Below are 19,991 nucleotides of genomic sequence, written 5' to 3'. Positions count from 1 at the left end.
GAGAAGGGGTTTACAAGACTTATCTTACCCCTGTTACCTTAACGGAATCTGAAATGAAGATGAAAAGAACATCAATTTTTATGGGCAACACCGGAGACATTTATTGCTCCCATGAAGGATTAAGCGCTCTAGCCATGGCCCGGATATAATCCTGACTAGCCCGCTGGCTAACTTCCGCATCAGGCACAAATACTTCGAAGCAGTGATAAGCACCGGGATACAGGTGCATTTCGACATCCACTCCCGCTGCCGCAAGGCGTGTCACATAGTCGATTGTCTCGTCTCGAAATAGATCCAGCTGGCCAACACACGTATACATCGGAGGTAACCCTGCCAGATTTCCAGTTTTTGCCGGGACAGCGTAGGAAGGTATGTGCTGTTCTTCGTTTTCCCCCAATCCCTCCTTCTCTCCTCCAAGGTACATACTCCATGCCTCCAGGTTATTCGTCCGATTCCATGTGGCATTTTGTTCCGTAATTTCGTGGCTCGAAGCCGAAATATTCCGATCGTCCAGCATCGGGTACAGCGGCATTTGGAAGATCAGGCTCGGCCCACCTTTATCGCGGACCATTTGTGCAAGTGCTGCAGTCAGTCCTCCACCTCCACTTGCTCCTGCAATTGCGACCCGGCTAAGATCAATGCCAAGCGACTCCGTTTCGTCCGTCATCCATACCAGACCTGCATAGCAATCATGAAGGGCAGCTGGATAAGGATGCTCAGGGGCCAGGCGATAATCAACCGATACAACTACGCAATGAGCCGCTTGTACAAAGCGTTCACATAATGCATCATCCATATCCGGATGTCCCAGCACATAACCTCCTCCATGAATCCACAACATCGCTGGCAATTTATCTCCAGTACGCTCAGCCGGTTCATATATTTTGACCAGCATGTCTCCTGCTGCCCCAGCAATAATTCTCTTTGTTGTGCGTACGTCATCCGACTTCTCAATCGGTGGATTCATGAGCATCGCCCGGCTAACCTGCAATACCCCCTTCAAATTAAAGCCCGGAAACTGGGTCAATGCATCTCTTAATTCAGGTACCACCCGATCTACAAAACTCATATGCAATTCCTCCTTCAGTGTATGTTCTTTATGCTCTTTGTCCATTCTCAGCTTCCCACTCAGCCAACTCTGTGCGCACTCGAGGTGCCACCTCTGTTCCGAGCAATTCAATCGCTCTCATCACCTGATCATGTGGCATCGTGGCAATCGGTACGTACATCATGAAACGTGTAATGCCCACATTCTTGCGAAGGTGAATGATTTTCCGGGCAACCGTCTCTGGATCACCTACGTACAAAGCACCCTCATGGCTACGTGCAGCATCAAAACTGGCACGACTGTAATGTCCCCATCCGCGTTCCTTGCCAATTTTGTTCATACCCGCCTGGGTAGAAGGAAAGAACAGATCAGCCGCCAGTTCTGTATTTTCAGCCACAAATCCGAGCGAATGCGACCCTACAGTAAGCTTCGAAGCGTCATGTCCGGCATGTGCCGCTGCCTGCTTGTACAACTGTACAAGGGGGCCAAAATTCCTTTCCGGGCTCCCGCCAATAATAGCCAACGTCAACGGAAGCCCCAGCAATCCTGCACGCACCACCGATTCCTGATTGCCCCCGCTGCCAATCCATATGGGCAAAGGGCTCTGCACAGGCCGTGGATATACGCCCAGATTATGTATTGCAGGTCTGTGCCCACCTCGCCAGTTGACAATTTCGGACTTTTGCAGGTTAAGCAGCAGTTCCAGATGTTCATCGAACAGCTCATCATACTCACCTAGCTCATATCCAAACAAAGGGAATGATTCACTAAAGGAACCCCGCCCTGCCATAATCTCCGCACGTCCATTCGAAATGCCATCCAGTGTGGCAAAATCCTGAAACACACGTACCGGGTCAGCGGACGAAAGTACCGTTACTGCACTAGTCAGCCGAATACGCTTGGTCAGGGATGCAGCTGCGGACAGCACCATCGCAGGGGAAGAAGCCGCATAATCTTTACGATGATGTTCTCCTACGCCAAATACATCCAACCCCACCTGATCGGCAAGCACGATTTCTTCCACCACTTCACGCAATCGCTGTGCGTGACTTATGACCTCACCTGTCCGAAGATCGGGTGTTGTCTCCACAAACGAAGTAATTCCTATTTCCATAACTGATTTCTCCTTATTCAAAATTGGACTATCACTACTCGTAAAATAAATTACCGATCGGTATGTTATTTAGGTAGTTAATATATCTCAGTGTTTCTCTTACTGTCAATCTATTTATTTTGATTAAAAATGTATCTCATTTCTTAAATACATCCTCAAAAAGACGTTGGTTTGACAAATTATTGAGAGTTATATATTATATATCATACTGATGAGTACGAAATATCTATACTTGAGAAAATATAAGTAACAAGGAGTATCTATTATGGCGAGAACTCGCGAATTTGACGAAGAGAAAGTACTGGATGCAGCGATGCAGCTTTTTTGGGAAAAAGGATATGAGGCCACTTCATTAAGCGATCTGACTTCGAGGATGGGCATCCAAAGACCCAGTATATATTCCACTTTTGGAGATAAAAGAGAACTGTTCGAAACTTCGCTACGGAAATACACGATGGCTCGTGCCGCAGAGATGCGAACCAGACTGGCGGGTATTACATCGGTTAAAGAGGCCTTTCGTACTTTTTTTGCAGAAATCGTGGACGAAGAATACAACGCAGAGCGACTCAGTCGTGGATGCTTTTGCATCAATACGATGGTTGAGCTTGCACCCCATGATGAGAAATTTGAAATTCTCACCCGGGAACATCAGATGTACCTGTCGGTCATCTTTCAGGAAAATATTGAGCGGGGAATGCGATCAGGGGAACTTAACCCCTCCCTGGACGCTAAGGCTGTCGCGCAAGCACTTATTGTATCCCTAATTGGACTGACCGTTTTCATGAAGTCCCGTCCCAATCGTTCATTTATAGAAAACTCGATTCGAGTCACACTTTCCTTGCTGGGTTAAGTCCAAGTGATGATAAGAAAAAATAGCACTGCTGGCTAAAACGCCGGCAGTGCTTCATTCATTTCACTGTAAACTTGACCCTCTGCGATTGGCTGACAAACATAATACCTCATTCGGATTTTCCAAAAGTATATACTTTGGTCAAACGCCCAGTCGTTCGCGTGGGCAATCGCATAGGATGCCGTATAAATGATTTGGGAGGTTTTTTCTTGAATAATTATCAAATGATGCATCCAATGGCTAACTCACATTATGTGCCCCATATGCCCCATAACATTGTCGTTCATCCAGTGGATCATTGCGTAGTCGAAAGTCTAATGTCCCTGGTGGGAAAAGTGGTTATCCTGGAAACGACTCGCGGTAGACTGGATGGATGTGTGGTCGCTGTTAAACATGACCATGTTGTACTAGAGGAAAGAAATAGAAAATTCTTCGTGCGCATTGCCGAAATTGTCTGGATTATGCCTGACTAAATACCGATTGAGGGCTAACGAACCGAACGCCTCTTAACAGGGGGATTAGACCACACTTAAGAGATGATTCCTGTACTGCACAGGGGTCATCTTTTTTCGTCCGCTCGCCTTCGCTGTTCATATTTTTTTAAAGAGACGAGTACAGGTTTAAAGTTTCTCGAAGGAACATTATAATGAGAGTACGAAATAACGATGCATTACGAGGTGAGAATTTGCAATATCTGTTTACAATACTATTCATCCTAGGCTTTATGGCTTTCTTCGTATTTATTGTTTTGATGGTCTTATCCATACGAAAACATAACCGGATACAGATAAAGCATGTTTTGCTAACGGCGGCATGTTTTGCAATTGCTTCGATAGGAATGTATGGCATGTTGACTTTACCTTCAAATCCTCCGCAATTATCTGGGACAGACCACACGGAGAAACAAGAATCTGGCGCTGTTACAACAGAGGAATTCAAAAACAAGTTTAATGGCGCCATGGGCAAATACCGACTGAATGGTTTGAGTATTACCCGCTTGGATATGAAAGACTCTTCAGAGCAGGGCACTGACGCTTTCGAGTATGTATTCAATGATAAATTACGATTGGTTGGTACATTAAATTCAGATCAAAAAGTGCAAGAAGTCAGGTTGTACGGGACTGGTGATGTCAGCGAACCAACGGGTGGAATCTTTTTGACCGCTATCGCTACACTCATTCTGACAACCAATAACGAGTACACGTATAATGATGCGCAAGACGTGATTCAGGATATCGGCATATTGGATCGCGATGTAAGTCAGAGTAATTTTGATGGAGCGAAGGTTCGAAATGGATTTGAATATCGCTTCAGCATACAGGATCATGATCACTCTACTTTTGAAATAACTGTTGCGAAATAAGACCCAATGTGTAAAGAGGCCGCTCCATGAAGGAACGGCCTAACGTGTGATATGTACTGTTTGGATAGTTCAGTAATAATGAACACCTCCATAATGCGAGAGTTACTCAATGATGTGTCTTACCTTTGAATCACATGATTAACGATTCTCTGAGCATCGTATTTAACCCATCCCAACAGTGCTGAACCTCGTGATGTTTGCCAAGGCAGCCCTACAAAATATAGTCCAGCAACCGGTGATACTCCTCTCTCGTGTAAAATTTCACCTTGGGAATCAAAAGCAGTAGCGATATCAATCCAATCATCATTTCGTTTAAACCCAGTAGCCCAGATAATATTGTCTATTGGTGCCTCACTCCCATCCTCATATAGGATGCGGTTATCTATTGCATTTATAGCACGTGGACGCTTGTTAACTTTCCCTTTAGTGATCAACTCTTTTAACTCATAGCCATATACGTACTCAGGCTGATTTCGTAACCATTTTCCGACCATACGATCTGCACTTGCACGTAATACTCCGAGCTTTTCGAAATACCAGAATATACTTCGTTTCATGATATGCAAAGGTCTAAATGTTATATTTCGAGCTATGGATATGTATACGGTTTGTCTATCATCTGATGCTAACTCTACAGCAATTTGGGCGCCTGAATTCCCTCCGCCTACGACTACTGTTGTTCCAGGAAGCAATTGAGAGCGGTTTTTATACTCTGATGAATGAAGTTGAATTACATTCTCGGATAATGATGTCGCAAAATGAGGAACATTCTTGGTCTGGAAAGGTCCCGTCGCAACGATAATATTGCGCGCTTCTATCATTCCATCATTGGTTTCAGCATAGAACATCTCATCTCGTTTCGAGAGACGAGAGATTGAACAGTTTAACTTTATTGGAAGCTCCATTTGTTTAGCATAGTTTTCAAAATAATCTGCAATTTCATCCTTGCTTGGCAGGCTATTTTTATTTCCACTAAGAGGCATTCCGGGTAATCCGTCATACATTCGTGGGGTAAAAAGACGCAAGGAGTCGTACCGTTTACGCCAAGATTCCCCGACAGATGAGACAGCGTCAACGATTAAAAAGGTTAACCCCGACTGTTGAAGATAGTAACCTGCCGCCAAGCCTGCTTGCCCAGCCCCGATAACTAATACATCATACATATGTATCATCTCCAATATCGCTTATGTATTAATATATGAGCAATTATTCATATGTTTATTTTACTTAACTACTGTCTATTTAGCAATAGTAGAGACTATCATCATACTAATCAAAATTAAAAAGACTCCCTCACGGGAGCCTTTACTCATTTAATCCTAGTTTGCTTGTAACGTATCTTTAATGCTATTCCTGATATGCTGGTTAGTTTTACCTGGTGTATTGATCGATGTCATCAATCGCAGTTTGATGCTCTCTTCTATGATGATCTTCATGCTGTCGAACGTCGTTCTTTAACTTGGCTAAGAACCCCCACCCCATAAATACAAGTAAAAGCACGGTAATCAGCGCATAAGCAAGGCTATATAGATTCATATAGAAGTTGATAAAAATTGCAGCGAGCATCAAGCCCAGAATCCACAATGTCCACTTCGTACCCTTTCTCAAATGATTTCCTCCCTCGATCTTAGTAAATGAAAAAAGGCTCCCTTTCGGGAGCCTTCATCTATCGGCATTACAAAAGGTTTTTACACCTTTATTACATCATGCCGCCCATTCCACCCATACCGCCCATATCAGGAACGCCACCAGCGCCTGCAGGTTCTGGTTTGTCAGCGATAACCGCTTCAGTAGTCAGGAACATTGCTGCTACGGAAGCAGCGTTTTGCAATGCATAACGTGTTACTTTGGCAGGGTCAACGATACCCGCTTCGATCATATTAACCCACTCGCCAGTCGCAGCGTTGAAGCCTACGCCAGTTTGTTCTTTTTTCAGACGTTCCACGATTACGGAACCTTCTTCGCCAGCGTTAGCTGCGATTGTACGGATTGGTGCTTCCAAAGCGCGCAGGACGATGTTTACGCCTGTTTGCTCGTCACCGGACAGGGCTACGCCTGCAACCGCGTTGTATACGTTCATGAGCGCTGTACCACCACCGGATACGATACCTTCTTCAACCGCAGCGCGAGTTGCGTTCAGGGCATCTTCGATGCGAAGTTTGCGTTCTTTCAATTCTGTTTCAGTAGCCGCACCAACTTTGATTACTGCTACACCGCCGGACAATTTAGCCAGACGCTCTTGCAGTTTCTCTTTGTCGAACTCGGAAGTTGTTTCTTCCAGTTGTGTACGGATTTGGCTAACACGTGCATCGATATCGGATTTGTTACCAGCACCGTCAACGATGATTGTGTTTTCTTTCGTTACACGGATCTGACGAGCTGTACCCAGTTGTTCCACAACAGCGGATTTCAGGTCTAGACCCAGTTCTTCCGTGATCAATTGGCCACCAGTGAGGGCAGCGATATCTTGCAGCATTGCTTTACGACGGTCACCGAATCCTGGAGCTTTAACAGCTACAGCGTTGAATGTACCACGCAATTTGTTCACAACCAGCATCGCCAGTGCTTCGCCTTCGATATCTTCAGCGATCAATACAAGCGGTTTGCCTTGTTGAACGATTTTTTCAAGCAATGGCAAGATTTCTTGCGTGTTGGAGATTTTTTTGTCTGTGATCAGGATGTACGGGTTGTCCAAAACAGCTTCCATTTTGTCCGTATCCGTGATCATGTATGGAGAGATGTAACCGCGGTCGAATTGCATACCTTCAACCACTTCCAGCTCTGTAGCGAATCCACGGGATTCTTCAACAGTGATAACGCCGTCTTTACCCACTTTTTCCATAGCTTCAGCGATCAGTTCGCCTACTTCTTCGTCAGCTGCAGAGATCGCCGCAACTTGTGCGATGGATTGTTTGGTTTCAACTGGTTTGGAGATGGATTGCAGTTCAGCTACAGCAGCTTTAACCGCTTTGTCGATCCCTTTACGGATACCGATTGGGCTAGCGCCTGCAGTTACGTTTTTCAAACCTTCTGTGATCAGCGCTTGAGCCAATACAGTTGCAGTTGTTGTACCGTCACCGGCAACATCATTTGTTTTGGTTGCTACTTCTTTAACCAGTTGTGCACCCATGTTCTCGAATGCATCTTCCAGTTCGATTTCTTTAGCAATCGTTACACCGTCATTCGTGATGAGCGGGCTTCCGAATTTTTTCTCCAGAACCACGTTACGGCCTTTAGGACCGAGTGTTACTTTAACTGCATTAGCCAATGCGTCCACACCACGAAGCATGGAACGACGAGCGTCTTCACTGAATTTAATGTCTTTAGCCATGGTAAGAAAACCTCCCTAGTATATTGTGTAAAATGGTGTTGCTATATGGTTCGGTTAACCGATTAAAATTTGAATTAGTCGAGAATCGCGTGAATATCGCTTTCTTTCATAATCAAATATTCTTTACCTTCGAACTTGATTTCTGTACCGGCATATTTGGAGAAAATAACGCGATCTCCTTCTTTCACTTCCAGAGCTACACGTACTCCGTCTTTCAATACTCCTGCGCCAACAGCAATAATTTTACCCTCTTGCGGTTTTTCTTTAGCGGAGTCCGGCAGTACGATCCCGAAAGAAGTTGTTTGCTCTTGCTCCAGTGGTTCTACCAATACGCGTTCACCTAAAGGTCTGATCATGAAAAATAGCCTCCTTTTGAAATTATATAACGTTACATTGTAGGTTGTAGCCATATGTATTAGCACTCGACAGTGTTCAGTGCTAACAACCAACTTTATGATACTTCAACTTGAAGCATGATTTCAAGTCCTTTTCATGAATTCCTGCGAGATTTTACGTTGTATTTACACCAACCCAGCCAAAAAACTCCCGATTGGCCTGCGTAAATGCCATAATACCTCATTAACTTATTCCACAGAATCCGTAAGTCCTCCTGCATCGTTCTCAGGCAGCCCTTTTCCATTGTATCCATTGTTGAACATAATATGCCTGCCTGTCCCGTCCATCAGAATATATAACCGTAAAAGCTTGTCTCCCTTTAGTTCCCGGGTAAGAACTGGTCTCCTTATCCCGGGATGGGCACCATACAAGATTATCATAGTCATAACAATCAGATGGATCTCTCTTGTTATACTGCGCTCTGCTTATCCTCGGCACGGATGTAACGGGATTCAGCCTCTGCATCAGCTGCAAGCTGTTTGCGATACACAAAGCCAGACAGAAACACACTGATCTCATATAACAGGAGCAAAGGAATCATCACAAGAAAATCGGAAATAAAGTCAGGCGGTGTAACCACAACCGCAATGAAAATCAGGACAAAATAAGCGACTCTGCGCATTTTGCGAAGCCGGATGGGATTCAATATGCGCAGTCCTGTCAGGAACATAATGATTAACGGAAGTTCGAACAACAGGGATACCGGCAGTACAATGCCAAACAAAAAACTGAAATACTGCTTCATTCCGTAAGTCTCGACAAGCCCCATTTTTTCCGTAATCGATGAAGTAAAAGAAAGTGCCATCGGGAAAACAACGTAATAGGAGAAAGCTAACCCGATCAGAAATAACAGAAATACATAAGGTACATACTTCAACGTGGCTTTTCGCTCACGCGGCCTGAGACCTGGACTGACAAACTTCCAGAGCTGAAACACCGTAAACGGCAGCGTGATGACCAGTGAGAACAGACCAGCAATCTTCATGTAGATGCCAATCCCGTCCCAGAACGAGAATGCATGCAGTACAAAGCCCTGAGCGGTCTCTGCCTTCGTCAGATATTGATACACCGGGTCCGCCACCAGAAAGCCTGCCACCAGCCCCAAAATAAAAATACTCAACACATAAATCAACCGCTTGCGCAGCTCACTCAAATGTTCTGTAAGCGTCATTTCTTCCTTCTGCTGCGTCATGCCTGCCCCCCATTGTTGCCAGCTTAAAATACAAAACCCTTCCGGCAGGAAGGGATTTCTCTTTAATTGCCGTCAAAGTTATTCCGGCAGGCGTTTGTCCTCAGGCTTGTCTGCAGATGCAGTTTCAGATGCCAGCGGCTTCGCCTTTTCCTGCTCCTTGCGACTGGATGAATCATCATCCGCAATAATCTCACGTGCGCCTTCTTTGAATTCACGGAAAGTGCGTCCGACGGCCCGCCCCAATTCCGGAAGCTTGTTGGGTCCAAACAAAAGCAACGCGATAACGGCCAGCAAAATAAAACCTGTTGGTCCAATGGAACTTAACATTGATATTATTCCTCCTCGTTTCAAGCTTCAAAGATGCACACGCTAGGCCATAAGGTCATGGATGTCTTTGCTTCATTTTGAATTATGTCAATCATACCATAGATGTAACCACTTACATAACCCACATTATTCACAAAAGAGACCCCGACATCCAATCATTTTTCCTGCTTAATTCACACCTGCTACTATAGCTGTTTCACCCTTATTGCTTGAACTGACCCGTAACCATTAACAATGCTTCCGGAAGCTGGTCCATAATGGCCGCCAAATGCTCATGCACACCCTTCGGTGTACCTGGCAGGTTGACAATCAATGTACGTCCGCGAATGCCGCATACGCCTCGGAACAGCATGGCAGAACGATTCTTGCCCATAACACTGTATCTCATGGCTTCAGCCATGCCTGGAACTTCCCGTTCAATAACCCGCCGGGTCGCTTCTGGAGTAATATCACGAATCGCAAGCTCCGTTCCCCCAGTGGTCAATACCAAATCAGCGTGAAAATAATCTGTCATTTCAATCAAAGCCGCAATAATCTCATCGGGTTCATCCGGAACGATGCGGTACTCCACGATTTCCCCACCCAGTTCTTCTTCCACAAGTTCCCGGATCACTTGGGCACTCGTATCCTCACGTTCCCCGCGGGCCCCTTTGTCGCTGGCTGTCAGGATTGCTGTTCTCCACACCATAAAGATCACCCTTCTCCTCTATGAAAATAAATGTCCCTTATCGGCTGAAATCGCCGTTTTTGCCACCACTCTTGGAATTAAGCATGGTTGGACCGATAATCATATCTTTTTGCATGGCTTTACACATGTCATAGATCGTCAGTGCCGCAGCCGACGCCGCCGTGAGCGCCTCCATCTCGACACCTGTCTTTCCTTCGGTTTTGACCGTAACTTCAATCTGCAATTCATCGACACCGTTGTCATGAAAACGAATATCCACACCCGTCAATGCCAATGGATGGCACATCGGAATCCAGTCCGACGTTTTCTTGGCGCCCTGAATGCCCGCAATTTGAGCCACAGCCAGAACGTCACCTTTGCCGATTCGGCCCTCCCGAATCGCTTCAAGCGTAGCCGGACTCATCGTCACTTTGGATACCGCAACAGCTGTACGCACGGTACTTTCCTTACCCGAAATATCAACCATCCGAGCTCGTCCCTGTTCATTAAAATGAGTCAGTTTATTGCCGGAAGCCTGGTCGTTATTCGTTTCTGAATTCAATCACATCACAACCCTTTATACGATATGTAATATACCTTCGGTTGTTATCAACAGATCAATTCGCAGATCAAGTGGGTCCATCGGAATTTCATCCTGTAGCTGGCCTGGCAATACCAATGCAGCCATCCGTGGCCTTTTGTCCGTCATCGCACATTTCGCTGCAAGTGTCTCTGCAAAACGATCATAATAACCGCCGCCATAACCAATGCGCCCTCCATGAAGGTCATATCCCAGCCCCGGTACGATGATAAGATCAATATCCGGCCAGCTTTCAGGTTGCAGCACTTCAGAGGAATCCTTGGGTTCAGGTATCCCCCATATTCCCGGCTGAATATCCTGTTCACCCATGACACGTCGCAATTCCATGCGAGCCGGATTCGTCAGCACTTTCGGCGCGAGCATCTGATCTCCATGCTTCCAGCCTTCTTCAAATAAAAAAGCTGTAGATGCTTCGCTTCCATAAGACAAATAGCTGAAAATCATAAGCCGCTTGTTCCCCAGCTTCCATTTGTCCCGTCTAAGGCGCTCCAGCTCCCGTTTCGTCACATCATTAATCTCACTCATCGCCTGCTGACGCATGCTTTCATCCATCAGATCCCGGCTCTGTCTCAGCTTGGAACGAAGACGGATTTTCTGTTCCGTATGATCCTGCATGTCCTTGAATAACCTCCTGTTGATCGGGAAGGTAAACTAGCTCTCAATTAAAACCATTTATATGTTATGCACCAGTTGTCATCGTGTTGGAATCGTTAAAATGATTCATTTTCTGCAAAATCCTCATGTATTAACATGCCTTCTTTCAGTTTATCATTGATTGACCAAAAAGACTACACGCCCCAAGCATTCCTAATCGGTGCATTTGCTCTGTATTTCATGTAAACTGGGATATAGTTGTCATATCAAGAACTGGACCTATGGAGGAACTTAATTTTATGCTGCTGCAAGTATCCGGAATTATCAAACGTTTTGGTGTCGATCCAATCCTGGACGGCGTGAACTTACAAATATTAGAACGCGAGCGCATCGGACTCGTTGGTGTTAACGGCGCAGGGAAATCCACTTTACTCAAAATTGTGGCTGGAGAAATGTCCTACGATGGTGGACAAATTTTCAAATCCAAGGAAACAACGCTTGGTTACCTCGCTCAGAACAGCGGACTGCAATCCGATCGCTCCATATGGGAAGAAATGATGAACGTATTCGGCCACCTGACTCAGGCGGAAGCAGATTTGCGTCAGATGGAACAGGATATTGCTGATCCCGCGCAAATGGAAGATGAAAAAAAGTATGCCGATCTGCTTGAGCGTTATGCGAAACGCTCGGACTGGTTCAAGGATCATGGCGGTTATGAAATGGAAACCCGCATTCGCAGTGTACTGCACGGGATGGGCTTCGGTGAATTCTCACCAGATACCCAGATTGCCACACTGAGCGGCGGGCAAAAGACACGTCTTGCGCTTGCTCGCATTTTGCTTCAGGCCCCTGACCTGCTAATGCTGGACGAGCCTACCAACTATCTCGATATCGCCACCCTGACGTGGCTCGAAGATTACCTGAGAGGTTATTCTGGCGCCCTGCTGGTTGTATCTCATGACCGGTATTTCCTTGATCGGCTTGTAACGAACATCGTGGAGATCGAACGGCACCGCTCCAAAAAATATACGGGCAATTACAGCCGGTACATGGAACTGAAAGCTGCCGAGTACGAAAGCCAGATGAAGCAATACGAGAAACAACAGGATGAAATCTCCAAGATGGAGGAGTTTGTTCAGAAGAATATCGTCCGTGCTTCAACAACCAAACGGGCACAGAGCCGCCGCAAGGCACTCGACAAGATGGATCGACTCGAAAAACCGATGGGAGATTTGAAGAAAGCTCATTTCTCGTTCGAACCGGCTGTGATGTCCGGCAAGGAAGTGCTCCGTGTGGATCAGCTTTCCGTTGCCTACGATGAGGCTTCGCCGTTATTCCGCAATGTATCTTTTGATCTAAGACGCGGGGAAACGGTTGCTTTGATCGGTCCGAACGGTATCGGAAAATCTACCTTGCTCAAATGCCTCACCGGAAGTTTGCGTCCTGTAAGCGGTGAGATCCAATGGGGTACCAAGGTGCAGATTGGCTATTATGATCAGGAGCAGACGGGACTTAATCCTTCCAATACCGTATTGGAAGAACTGTGGAGCGCATATCCAGGCATGGAAGAATCACGGATTCGTACGGTGCTAGGCAACTTCCTGTTCAGTGGAGATGATGTACTCAAAAAGATCTCATCTCTTAGCGGTGGAGAAAAAGCTCGTGTCTCCCTCTCCAAGCTCATGCTCAAGGAAGCCAATATGCTCATTCTGGATGAGCCTACGAACCATCTCGACCTGTTCGCCAAAGAAGTGCTTGAAGCGGCGCTGATGGACTATGAGGGCACATTGCTGTTCATCTCGCATGACCGGTATTTCCTCAATAAAATGGCTGAACGTATTGTCGAGCTGCATCCCGGCGGAACAGAGCATTACCTCGGCAATTATGATGATTATGTAGAGAAGAAACAGGAGCTTGAAGATATTGCGCGCGAAGCTGCTGAAGCACGCCAGGCCTCTAACAAAAACTCAGCCAAATCTGATCCAGGTCTATCCGCAACCGAAAAATCCGGTGCCGCCTCATTCGAAGCGGACAAGCAGGCCAAGCGCGAAGAACGTAACCGGCAACGCAAGCAGGAAGCTCTGGAACAACAGATTGCGAAGCTGGAAACGGAGATTACAGAGCTTGAGGCTCAGATGGCTCTGCCTGAAATATATCAGGACTACATGAAGCTGCAAGAGCTTCAGGAGAAAGCGGAAGATCACAAGCTTCAACTTGCCAAGGCTTATGAAGAGTGGGAAGAATTAGCTTTGGAATAAGAAAAAAAACAAAATAGACTGGATTTTATATCAAAAGCTGATTCCTTACGGGATTGGCTTTTTTTTGAGCATAAAGCGAGACAGATTTGAGTAGGATGATTCCCTATTTGTCAAATCCACTCGAATCAAGTAAAATATTTTTACGTTGTAAATCCTCTAATTTATCCACAAGAAAGCAAGATAGCAAGCAATTCAATTCATTTAATTATACGGCGGTAGAATAGCTTTTTTTGCACAAAAACCATATTTATCCACCGAGTTATCCACATTATCCACAACTTTGTGAATATAACTCGACCATTTTATCCCCTAAAGCCTTTTATTTTCGAAAACATTACTGGTTTGACTTTGAGATAGTTACCCACAATTTACACTGAATATGTGGATAACTATAATCACACCTTGACAAACACATTCGTTCTTTCAAATTTTTCTCCTATAAAAGGACAAAAGCAGACCTCTGTATTTAAGGCCTGCCTCTGGTTTATTTTTGACATAAAGTTATGTGATTTACTGGAGTACTATTACGCGTGCACTGATTCATCACTTTCGGAAGACTCCGCCTTCAGTCCGGCCGCATTACAAGCTGCAACATACGCCAGACCCGCTGCCATGACAATATCATTGTGCGTGGCAGTTCCTCTGAATTCACGTCCTGCACGCTCCACGGTAACCGCAGCTTCTGCACTCGCAGCTTCTCCTCCACTCAGTGCGTGCATTTCCATATCGACAAACGTAATGTCGTCCGAGATACTTTGACCAATCGCACGAATCGTTGCATCTACCGGACCACCGCCAACCGCAGAATAGGATTGCTCCCCTGCGCTCGTGCGAATACGAACTGCTGCCATTCGATCCGTCATGCTGCCCGCCGTAACCTGCAATTCAACCAGTTCATAATCCTGTGCAGGAATATTCATGGTCTGACTCACCATCTGCAATAACTGGTCATCGCTGACCACCTTCTGTTGATCGGCGGTTTCTTTAAAAATCTCATACAGTTGTTCCATCTGCTGCTCATCCGGTTCAAAGCCATATTTGCGAACCCGATCCTTCAAAGCGTGACGCCCGGAATGTTTGCCCAGAATAATCATACTGCGTGGAATGCCCAGCGCTTCCGGATCCATAATCTCATACGTACTCCGATTCTTAAGCAGACCATCCTGATGAATACCAGACTCATGCTGGAAGGCATTGCGCCCTACCACCGGTTTGTTGTATGCAATTGGGAAATGCATCGCACGGCTAATCTGACGGGATGTCTCATACATCTGGTTCAGTTTGATATTTGTCGTTGCGCCAATAACATCTCCCCGCGTCTCCAGAGCCATAATCAGCTCCTCCAATGCACAGTTACCCGTCCGTTCGCCCACACCGTTGATGGTTACTTCGATCTGGGAAGCACCGTTGGCAATCGCAGCCAGACTGTTGGCAACCGCAAGGCCCAAATCATTATGACAGTGAGCGCTGTATCGAACCTTATCTCCGCCTCTTGCGCCCTCACGTACCTGACGGAACATCTCTCCATATTCATGTGGCAGTGCGTACCCAACCGTATCTGGCAAATTGATAATACTTGCTCCCGCTTCAATGGCTACTTCGACCATCTCGATCAAATCATCCATCTTCGTGCGAGCCGCATCCATGGCAGTGAATTCCACAATATCCGTGAACTGACGTGCATAGGAGACCATCTCCCGGGCGGTAGCTACGACTTCGCTGCGCGGACGGCGCAGTTGATGCTCAATATGAATGTCCGAAGAGGAAATAAACAAGTGAATCCGGCGGCGCGCTGCGTCAGCCGTTGCTCGAACGGCTGCATCAATATCCCCTTTGACCGCACGCGCAAATCCGCAAATCTCCACGTTTTGCAGTTGTCTGGAAATCGCCTGAACCGCCGCGAACTCACCTGGACTTGAGATCGGGAATCCAGGCTCGATGACGTCAATGCCCAGAGAAGCCAATTGATGTGCCAGTTCAATTTTTTGTTCAGGTTGCAGACTCGCTCCCGGTGCTTGTTCTCCATCGCGCAGTGTTGTATCAAAAATCTCAATCATCCGTTTGTTATTGTTCGTTGTCATATTCATCAACCTCCATCAAATTTGAATGTATATTGGATTTTTGGGATCGGAACGAGGCGTTCATTTCCCGTTTTCTATGTTTATTCATTTTGCACTCCATGCTGGCGTGCACGTCGACTTGCACGCCAGTCTTATTTCTTTCTAAACCATGATTATGGATTCCCATCGCCCACCCTGCTGCCGGCAGCAAACACAAATAACCCGCCATCTCATCTAAGAGACGGCGGGTTATTATCCCCTCCGCGGTACCACTCTTGCTTGATGGTCCAGGCTTGCGCCAGGCACCATCCACCTCGTCGTCTCCGGCCTAGATCCATTGCAGTTGCGTACACGCAACAATAACAACCGATCCAGCCGGAGAAACACCCTATAACGGAGGTTAGCCGTTGCTGTGTACCACGATGTCCTTTGGTTACAAAGACAAGGGATGAGACATCGCCTCATCTGTTTCCACAGCTCCGTTCCCGGGCGAGATTCAAACGATTCCAGCCACTGCGTTGCACCACCCCGCAGCTCTCTGTGCGCTTTATCGTTTTACTGCTCCCGTTCATTACATTTATGATATGTGACCATGAATTTAATCACCATTTTGAAAATCAAAAAAGCCTGCCATCTCCTGCAATAATGCAAGAGACGACAGGCTGTTCACCTTCGCGGTACCACTCTTGTTGACTTTCATTTCCTTCGAGCTGATCCTGTATGCGTCCATACCGTTATCATTGCCCAAAGTGACAAAAGCCCCCTCAGTTATTGTTGATCTTCTACCGATATGTCATCCGGATTCCATCAACAACGGCCCATTCACGGAGGCAACCCGTAACCATGTACTTTGGGCCATCATCGGCCTTCGGCTTCTCCCGAGGAGTTACCGTGTTCCATCGTTCCGCTTCCAGGTGAGTTTCAGGTTTCCTTCGACTGCGTTGCACCACCCCGCAGCTCTCTAAGACCGGGAAATACCCTACTGTTCCTGTTCATTGCGTTTTTAGTTCAGGAATCATAATTCCTGTTTTAATTTGTAATTAATATACATTCTTCACTTGAGGCTGTCAAGTCTTCATATGCATGAATCATTTTATAGCGATTGTACAGACCATGCCTCAAGTGAAAGTCCAGGATCAGCTTTGGCATCGAATTCCGAGATTTCTCCCCGCTGCCATTTCAAATACGCTGCAGCTCCAATCATCGCTGCATTGTCGGTGCAATATTCCATCGGCGGGATCAGCAATTCGAGCCCTTCCTTCGCACAACGCTCCTGCAAGGCTGAACGCAATCCCCGGTTTGCCGCAACGCCACCGCATAACAGCAATTGACGTGATCCATACTCACGGACAGCCCTTACTGCTTTTTCTACCAGCACTTCGACGACAGCTTCCTGGAAGCCCCGTGCCACAGCCGATGGTTCAAGCGTTTCTCCGCGCATTTTGGCTTGATTCAGCACATTCAACACAGCAGACTTCAGACCACTTAGGCTGAAATCATACGAATCTGCTTCCAGCCAGACACGTGGCAAAGGTACCGCCTGCTCTGCTTCAGCAGCCATCCGGTCCACATGTGGTCCTCCCGGATAGGGACAACCCAGTGCACGCGCTACTTTGTCATAAGCCTCGCCTACAGCATCGTCACGCGTACGGCCGATCAGTTTGAACTTGCCTTCGGATTCCATATGCACAAGCTCGGTATGACCACCTGAAACCACCAGTGCCATCGCTGGATATTGCAGCTCATGGGTAAGTCTGTTGGCATAGATATGTCCCGCAATATGATGTGTGCCAATGAGTGGTTTGCCAAGTGCCATGGCCATGGTTTTCGCCGCGACGATACCGACCAGCAATGCACCAACCAGTCCAGGCCCTTGCGTCACGGCGATTGCACTCAGATCACGCGGACGGATGCCAGATTGTTCAATAGCCTGTTCCAACATCAGTGTAATGACTTCAACGTGTTTACGCGAAGCCACTTCAGGTACAACTCCGCCAAATGCCTTATGTGTCTCGATCTGACTGGAGATCAGATTGGACAGCACTTCCCGTCCATCCTTGACTACCGCTACGGATGTTTCATCACAGCTTGTCTCCACGGCCAATATATAAGATGGTGCTGAACTTACCTTTTCATTGAAATCCTTCATGAATCCGTTACGCTTCCTTCCTCTTCGCCGCTCCGGCTCGCAGGCGGCAAATTCGCCCACATAATCATCGCATCTTCCCCATTGTCGGAGTAATACCCTTTGCGAAGACCAGCCGATTCAAACCCTTTTTTCTGATACAAGCTCTGGGCAATCCGATTCGAAACCCTGACTTCCAGCGTCATTCGTTCCATCCCGAGATAAGCCGCCGTTTTCATCAATTCGTCCAGAAGCTTCTCACCGAGCTTGCGCCCACGATAAGCTTCCCGGACTGCAATATTGGTAATGTGGGCTTCATCCATGATTGTCCACATGCCGGCATAGCCGATCGCTGTACCTTCCAATTCCATGACCATATATTTAGCAAAATGATTGTGTGTCAATTCATTTTGAAATGCTTCTTCCGTCCAGGGCAGGGTAAAGGCTTCATGTTCAATAATCATGACATCGGGAATATCATCCAGAGTCATGAACCTGAACTGAAGCGTTGCTTCCTGCTCATCATTCTCCACGTTGTCCATCTGCTTCCCCTCCCCCTTTAGCCTTTGCGTAGCAGGTTGGCTTCCGCTTCAGCCAGCTGAGTGTAATTAGGCACGAGCGCATGCACGTCATCTCGCTGACCTGCAAGCAGCGCCTCGGCGCCTAAGCGCCCAACCCAGCGGCCCTCCAGCTCATAGGGTACAAGCTGGAGCGCCGTTCCTGCGGGGCAGCGAAGCTCAGCCGCTTGTGCCACATGCGGGCCCGTCTCGCCGACAATCCAGACGGCAGCGGGCCGCTCTTCCGGCGCCGCTTCCGCCATGCGGGCGGCGAGGGCTTCCAGCCATCCGTCCACCATACGGATGGCATCTGGCGCCAGCCGCCGGGGCGCAGCGCTCCCGGCGGAGGCAAACAGCGCGGTATAGGCTTGACCGCGCCTTGCATCCACAAGCGGAACGATCCAGTGGACAGGGGCGGCACCGGTGCCGCCCTGGTCCGCGGATGGCGTTCCGCCAGCCCCTGCTGCGGCATCCTCTGCCGCAGCTTCGGCCTTGGCGGCGAGGCCACTGTGCCAGCCGCCCCAGGCCATAGCCTGAAGGCTGGACACCCCGACAACCGGGATGTCCCACGCCCAGGCTAACGTTTTCGCCGCGGTCACCGCAATGCGGATGCCCGTGTACGAGCCCGGGCCAATGCCCACGGCAATGCCGTCCAGCTGTCCCGGCTGCGTGCTGCTAACTTCCAGCAGCTGCTCCATTACAGGCACGACGTGTACCGAATGGTTGCGTTCTGCCCGTTCATTCCGTTCTTCCAGAAGGGCGTGGCCTTCCATAACTGAGGCTGCCATCACCGCAGTCGATGTATCCAACGCCAAAAACCGCTGGCGCGGCTGTTTTTGTAAATCTTCCATCATCATTTAACTCCATTCTGTCTGAACTGTCGGCACATGGCAGCATAAGTCTCGCCATACCCATCCAGCGTAATCGTTCGATCCTCTGGACCCGTCGTCTCGATCCGCACATGCAAGTGTTCCTGCGGCAGTAATTCGGGAATGATGCTGGACCATTCAACCAGACTGACTCCGGTTCCATAGAAATACTCATCCAGTCCAAGCTCGTCCGCTTCTTCCAGCGATATGCGATACACGTCCATGTGATATAAGGGCAGACGCCCTTCGTATTCCTTGATCAGTGTAAACGTGGGGCTGTTGACCACATCACGTACACCCAAATGCCAGGCAAACTTTTGTGAAAATGCCGTTTTGCCCGCGCCCAGATCACCGTCCAATGCAATCACCATGCCGGCGGTTGCCTGTTCAGCGAGTGCGGACGCGAGTACTTCTGTATCTGTAATGCCATGGGAGTGATACACCCACTGCTCATGCGTCTGATTCAATATACGCCCCACCTTTGGCGGTCAAGCCGCCTGAGTTCACTTTGAACTTTATTATATCGGTCCCATTCTCCCCCCGCAACATCGAAGGATCAGAAGCAGTACGGAAGACAGGCCACCATTCACACGAACGACAAATAAACCGGTACCTGACGGCACCGGCCTTCCTAGACAT

22 protein-coding genes and 2 other annotated features are annotated in these 19,991 nt (G+C 47.6%); of the genes, 4 read left to right on the top strand and 18 right to left on the bottom strand.

The features are described from left to right. Positions 1 to 100: 100 nt before the first annotated feature. Both BLV50_RS13055 and BLV50_RS13050 read right to left on the bottom strand, forming a co-directional pair. Positions 101 to 1,069: an alpha/beta hydrolase gene (locus BLV50_RS13055; RefSeq protein ID WP_090808798.1), complete on the bottom strand. Its 969-nt coding sequence runs from the start codon at positions 1,067 to 1,069 to the stop codon at positions 101 to 103. Between the two features lie 28 nt (positions 1,070 to 1,097). Continuing rightward, a complete protein-coding gene (locus BLV50_RS13050) occupies positions 1,098 to 2,162 on the bottom strand; it encodes an LLM class flavin-dependent oxidoreductase (protein ID WP_090808107.1) in 1,065 nt (354 codons plus the stop codon). A 265-nt stretch (positions 2,163 to 2,427) separates the two neighbouring features. Here BLV50_RS13050 and BLV50_RS13045 point away from each other — a divergent pair, with 265 nt between their 5' ends. The 3 genes from BLV50_RS13045 to BLV50_RS13035 all read left to right on the top strand — a co-directional run bounded on the left by BLV50_RS13045 (position 2,428) and on the right by BLV50_RS13035 (position 4,375). Then, a complete protein-coding gene (locus BLV50_RS13045; protein ID WP_063564471.1) occupies positions 2,428 to 3,012 on the top strand; it encodes a TetR/AcrR family transcriptional regulator in 585 nt (194 codons plus the stop codon). 209 nt (positions 3,013 to 3,221) lie between these two features. Next, complete coding sequence (locus BLV50_RS13040) at positions 3,222 to 3,485, top strand: DUF2642 domain-containing protein (RefSeq protein WP_064640066.1); 264 nt, start codon at positions 3,222 to 3,224, stop codon at positions 3,483 to 3,485. A 374-nt stretch (positions 3,486 to 3,859) separates the two neighbouring features. After that, a complete protein-coding gene (locus BLV50_RS13035; protein ID WP_143038120.1) occupies positions 3,860 to 4,375 on the top strand; it encodes a hypothetical protein in 516 nt (171 codons plus the stop codon). A 119-nt stretch (positions 4,376 to 4,494) separates the two neighbouring features. On the opposite strand, the gene BLV50_RS13030 is transcribed toward BLV50_RS13035, so the two are convergent. From BLV50_RS13030 to BLV50_RS12990, 10 genes are all read right to left on the bottom strand, one after another. Next, on the bottom strand, positions 4,495 to 5,547 hold the full coding sequence (locus tag BLV50_RS13030) for a flavin-containing monooxygenase (protein WP_063564475.1): 1,053 nt from the start codon (positions 5,545 to 5,547) through the stop codon (positions 4,495 to 4,497). A 199-nt stretch (positions 5,548 to 5,746) separates the two neighbouring features. Next, the gene (locus BLV50_RS13025) at positions 5,747 to 5,983 is read right to left on the bottom strand and encodes a hypothetical protein (protein WP_090808102.1); all 237 of its coding nucleotides are present in this window, start codon (positions 5,981 to 5,983) and stop codon (positions 5,747 to 5,749) included. A 91-nt stretch (positions 5,984 to 6,074) separates the two neighbouring features. Next, on the bottom strand, positions 6,075 to 7,706 hold the full coding sequence (groL, locus tag BLV50_RS13020; RefSeq protein WP_079695247.1) for a chaperonin GroEL: 1,632 nt from the start codon (positions 7,704 to 7,706) through the stop codon (positions 6,075 to 6,077). A gap of 74 nt (positions 7,707 to 7,780) precedes the next feature. Further along, on the bottom strand, positions 7,781 to 8,062 hold the full coding sequence (groES, locus tag BLV50_RS13015) for a co-chaperone GroES (protein WP_024630746.1): 282 nt from the start codon (positions 8,060 to 8,062) through the stop codon (positions 7,781 to 7,783). Between the two features lie 228 nt (positions 8,063 to 8,290). Then, positions 8,291 to 8,488 carry a hypothetical protein gene (locus tag BLV50_RS33095; RefSeq protein ID WP_161490575.1) on the bottom strand — a complete coding sequence of 66 codons (198 nt, stop codon included), beginning with the start codon at positions 8,486 to 8,488 and terminating at the stop codon, positions 8,291 to 8,293. A gap of 23 nt (positions 8,489 to 8,511) precedes the next feature. Then, positions 8,512 to 9,294 (bottom strand): twin-arginine translocase subunit TatC, encoded by a 783-nt coding sequence (gene tatC, locus BLV50_RS13010; RefSeq protein ID WP_063564478.1) that lies wholly within the window; start codon positions 9,292 to 9,294, stop codon positions 8,512 to 8,514. 78 nt (positions 9,295 to 9,372) lie between these two features. Then, the gene (tatA, locus tag BLV50_RS13005; RefSeq protein WP_063564479.1) at positions 9,373 to 9,621 is read right to left on the bottom strand and encodes a twin-arginine translocase TatA/TatE family subunit; all 249 of its coding nucleotides are present in this window, start codon (positions 9,619 to 9,621) and stop codon (positions 9,373 to 9,375) included. 202 nt (positions 9,622 to 9,823) lie between these two features. After that, complete coding sequence (locus BLV50_RS13000; protein ID WP_024630749.1) at positions 9,824 to 10,309, bottom strand: MogA/MoaB family molybdenum cofactor biosynthesis protein; 486 nt, start codon at positions 10,307 to 10,309, stop codon at positions 9,824 to 9,826. A gap of 37 nt (positions 10,310 to 10,346) precedes the next feature. Beyond that, positions 10,347 to 10,850, bottom strand: coding sequence for a cyclic pyranopterin monophosphate synthase MoaC (moaC, locus tag BLV50_RS12995; RefSeq protein ID WP_072734325.1), 504 nt, complete (start codon positions 10,848 to 10,850; stop codon positions 10,347 to 10,349). A gap of 15 nt (positions 10,851 to 10,865) precedes the next feature. Then, positions 10,866 to 11,504, bottom strand: a complete 639-nt coding sequence (locus tag BLV50_RS12990) for a 5-formyltetrahydrofolate cyclo-ligase (RefSeq protein WP_063564480.1) — start codon at positions 11,502 to 11,504, stop codon at positions 10,866 to 10,868. Between the two features lie 278 nt (positions 11,505 to 11,782). Between BLV50_RS12990 and BLV50_RS12985 the strand changes: the two genes are divergently transcribed. Then, positions 11,783 to 13,741, top strand: a complete 1,959-nt coding sequence (locus BLV50_RS12985; RefSeq protein ID WP_090808100.1) for an ABC-F family ATP-binding cassette domain-containing protein — start codon at positions 11,783 to 11,785, stop codon at positions 13,739 to 13,741. A gap of 524 nt (positions 13,742 to 14,265) precedes the next feature. Here BLV50_RS12985 and BLV50_RS12980 read toward each other — a convergent pair. From BLV50_RS12980 to tsaE, 6 genes are all read right to left on the bottom strand, one after another. Further along, positions 14,266 to 15,822, bottom strand: coding sequence for a 2-isopropylmalate synthase (locus BLV50_RS12980; protein ID WP_079695244.1), 1,557 nt, complete (start codon positions 15,820 to 15,822; stop codon positions 14,266 to 14,268). After that, entirely contained in the window at positions 15,806 to 16,030 is a 225-nt protein-coding gene (locus BLV50_RS33090; RefSeq protein WP_218135394.1) for a hypothetical protein, read from the bottom strand. The genes BLV50_RS12980 and BLV50_RS33090 overlap by 17 nt, the downstream gene beginning before the upstream one ends. A gap of 5 nt (positions 16,031 to 16,035) precedes the next feature. Beyond that, positions 16,036 to 16,382: a binding site (T-box leader), on the bottom strand. 66 nt (positions 16,383 to 16,448) lie between these two features. Further along, positions 16,449 to 16,806 (bottom strand) — a binding site (T-box leader). An 88-nt stretch (positions 16,807 to 16,894) separates the two neighbouring features. Next, complete coding sequence (gene tsaD / locus BLV50_RS12970) at positions 16,895 to 17,950, bottom strand: tRNA (adenosine(37)-N6)-threonylcarbamoyltransferase complex transferase subunit TsaD (protein WP_063564484.1); 1,056 nt, start codon at positions 17,948 to 17,950, stop codon at positions 16,895 to 16,897. After that, complete coding sequence (gene rimI, locus BLV50_RS12965; protein ID WP_063564485.1) at positions 17,947 to 18,468, bottom strand: ribosomal protein S18-alanine N-acetyltransferase; 522 nt, start codon at positions 18,466 to 18,468, stop codon at positions 17,947 to 17,949. Before rimI ends, tsaD begins: the two co-directional genes overlap by 4 nt. A gap of 17 nt (positions 18,469 to 18,485) precedes the next feature. After that, positions 18,486 to 19,334: a tRNA (adenosine(37)-N6)-threonylcarbamoyltransferase complex dimerization subunit type 1 TsaB gene (gene tsaB / locus BLV50_RS12960; RefSeq protein WP_090808794.1), complete on the bottom strand. Its 849-nt coding sequence runs from the start codon at positions 19,332 to 19,334 to the stop codon at positions 18,486 to 18,488. Positions 19,335 to 19,336: 2 nt separating this feature from the next. After that, a complete protein-coding gene (tsaE, locus tag BLV50_RS12955; RefSeq protein WP_090808095.1) occupies positions 19,337 to 19,819 on the bottom strand; it encodes a tRNA (adenosine(37)-N6)-threonylcarbamoyltransferase complex ATPase subunit type 1 TsaE in 483 nt (160 codons plus the stop codon). Between the last annotated feature and the right edge of the window lie 172 nt (positions 19,820 to 19,991).

This window comes from Paenibacillus sp. 276b, assembly GCF_900107875.1.
In the GTDB taxonomy this organism is placed as follows: domain Bacteria; phylum Bacillota; class Bacilli; order Paenibacillales; family Paenibacillaceae; genus Paenibacillus; species Paenibacillus marchantiae.
This window is presented reverse-complemented; position numbering and strand designations above follow the sequence as displayed.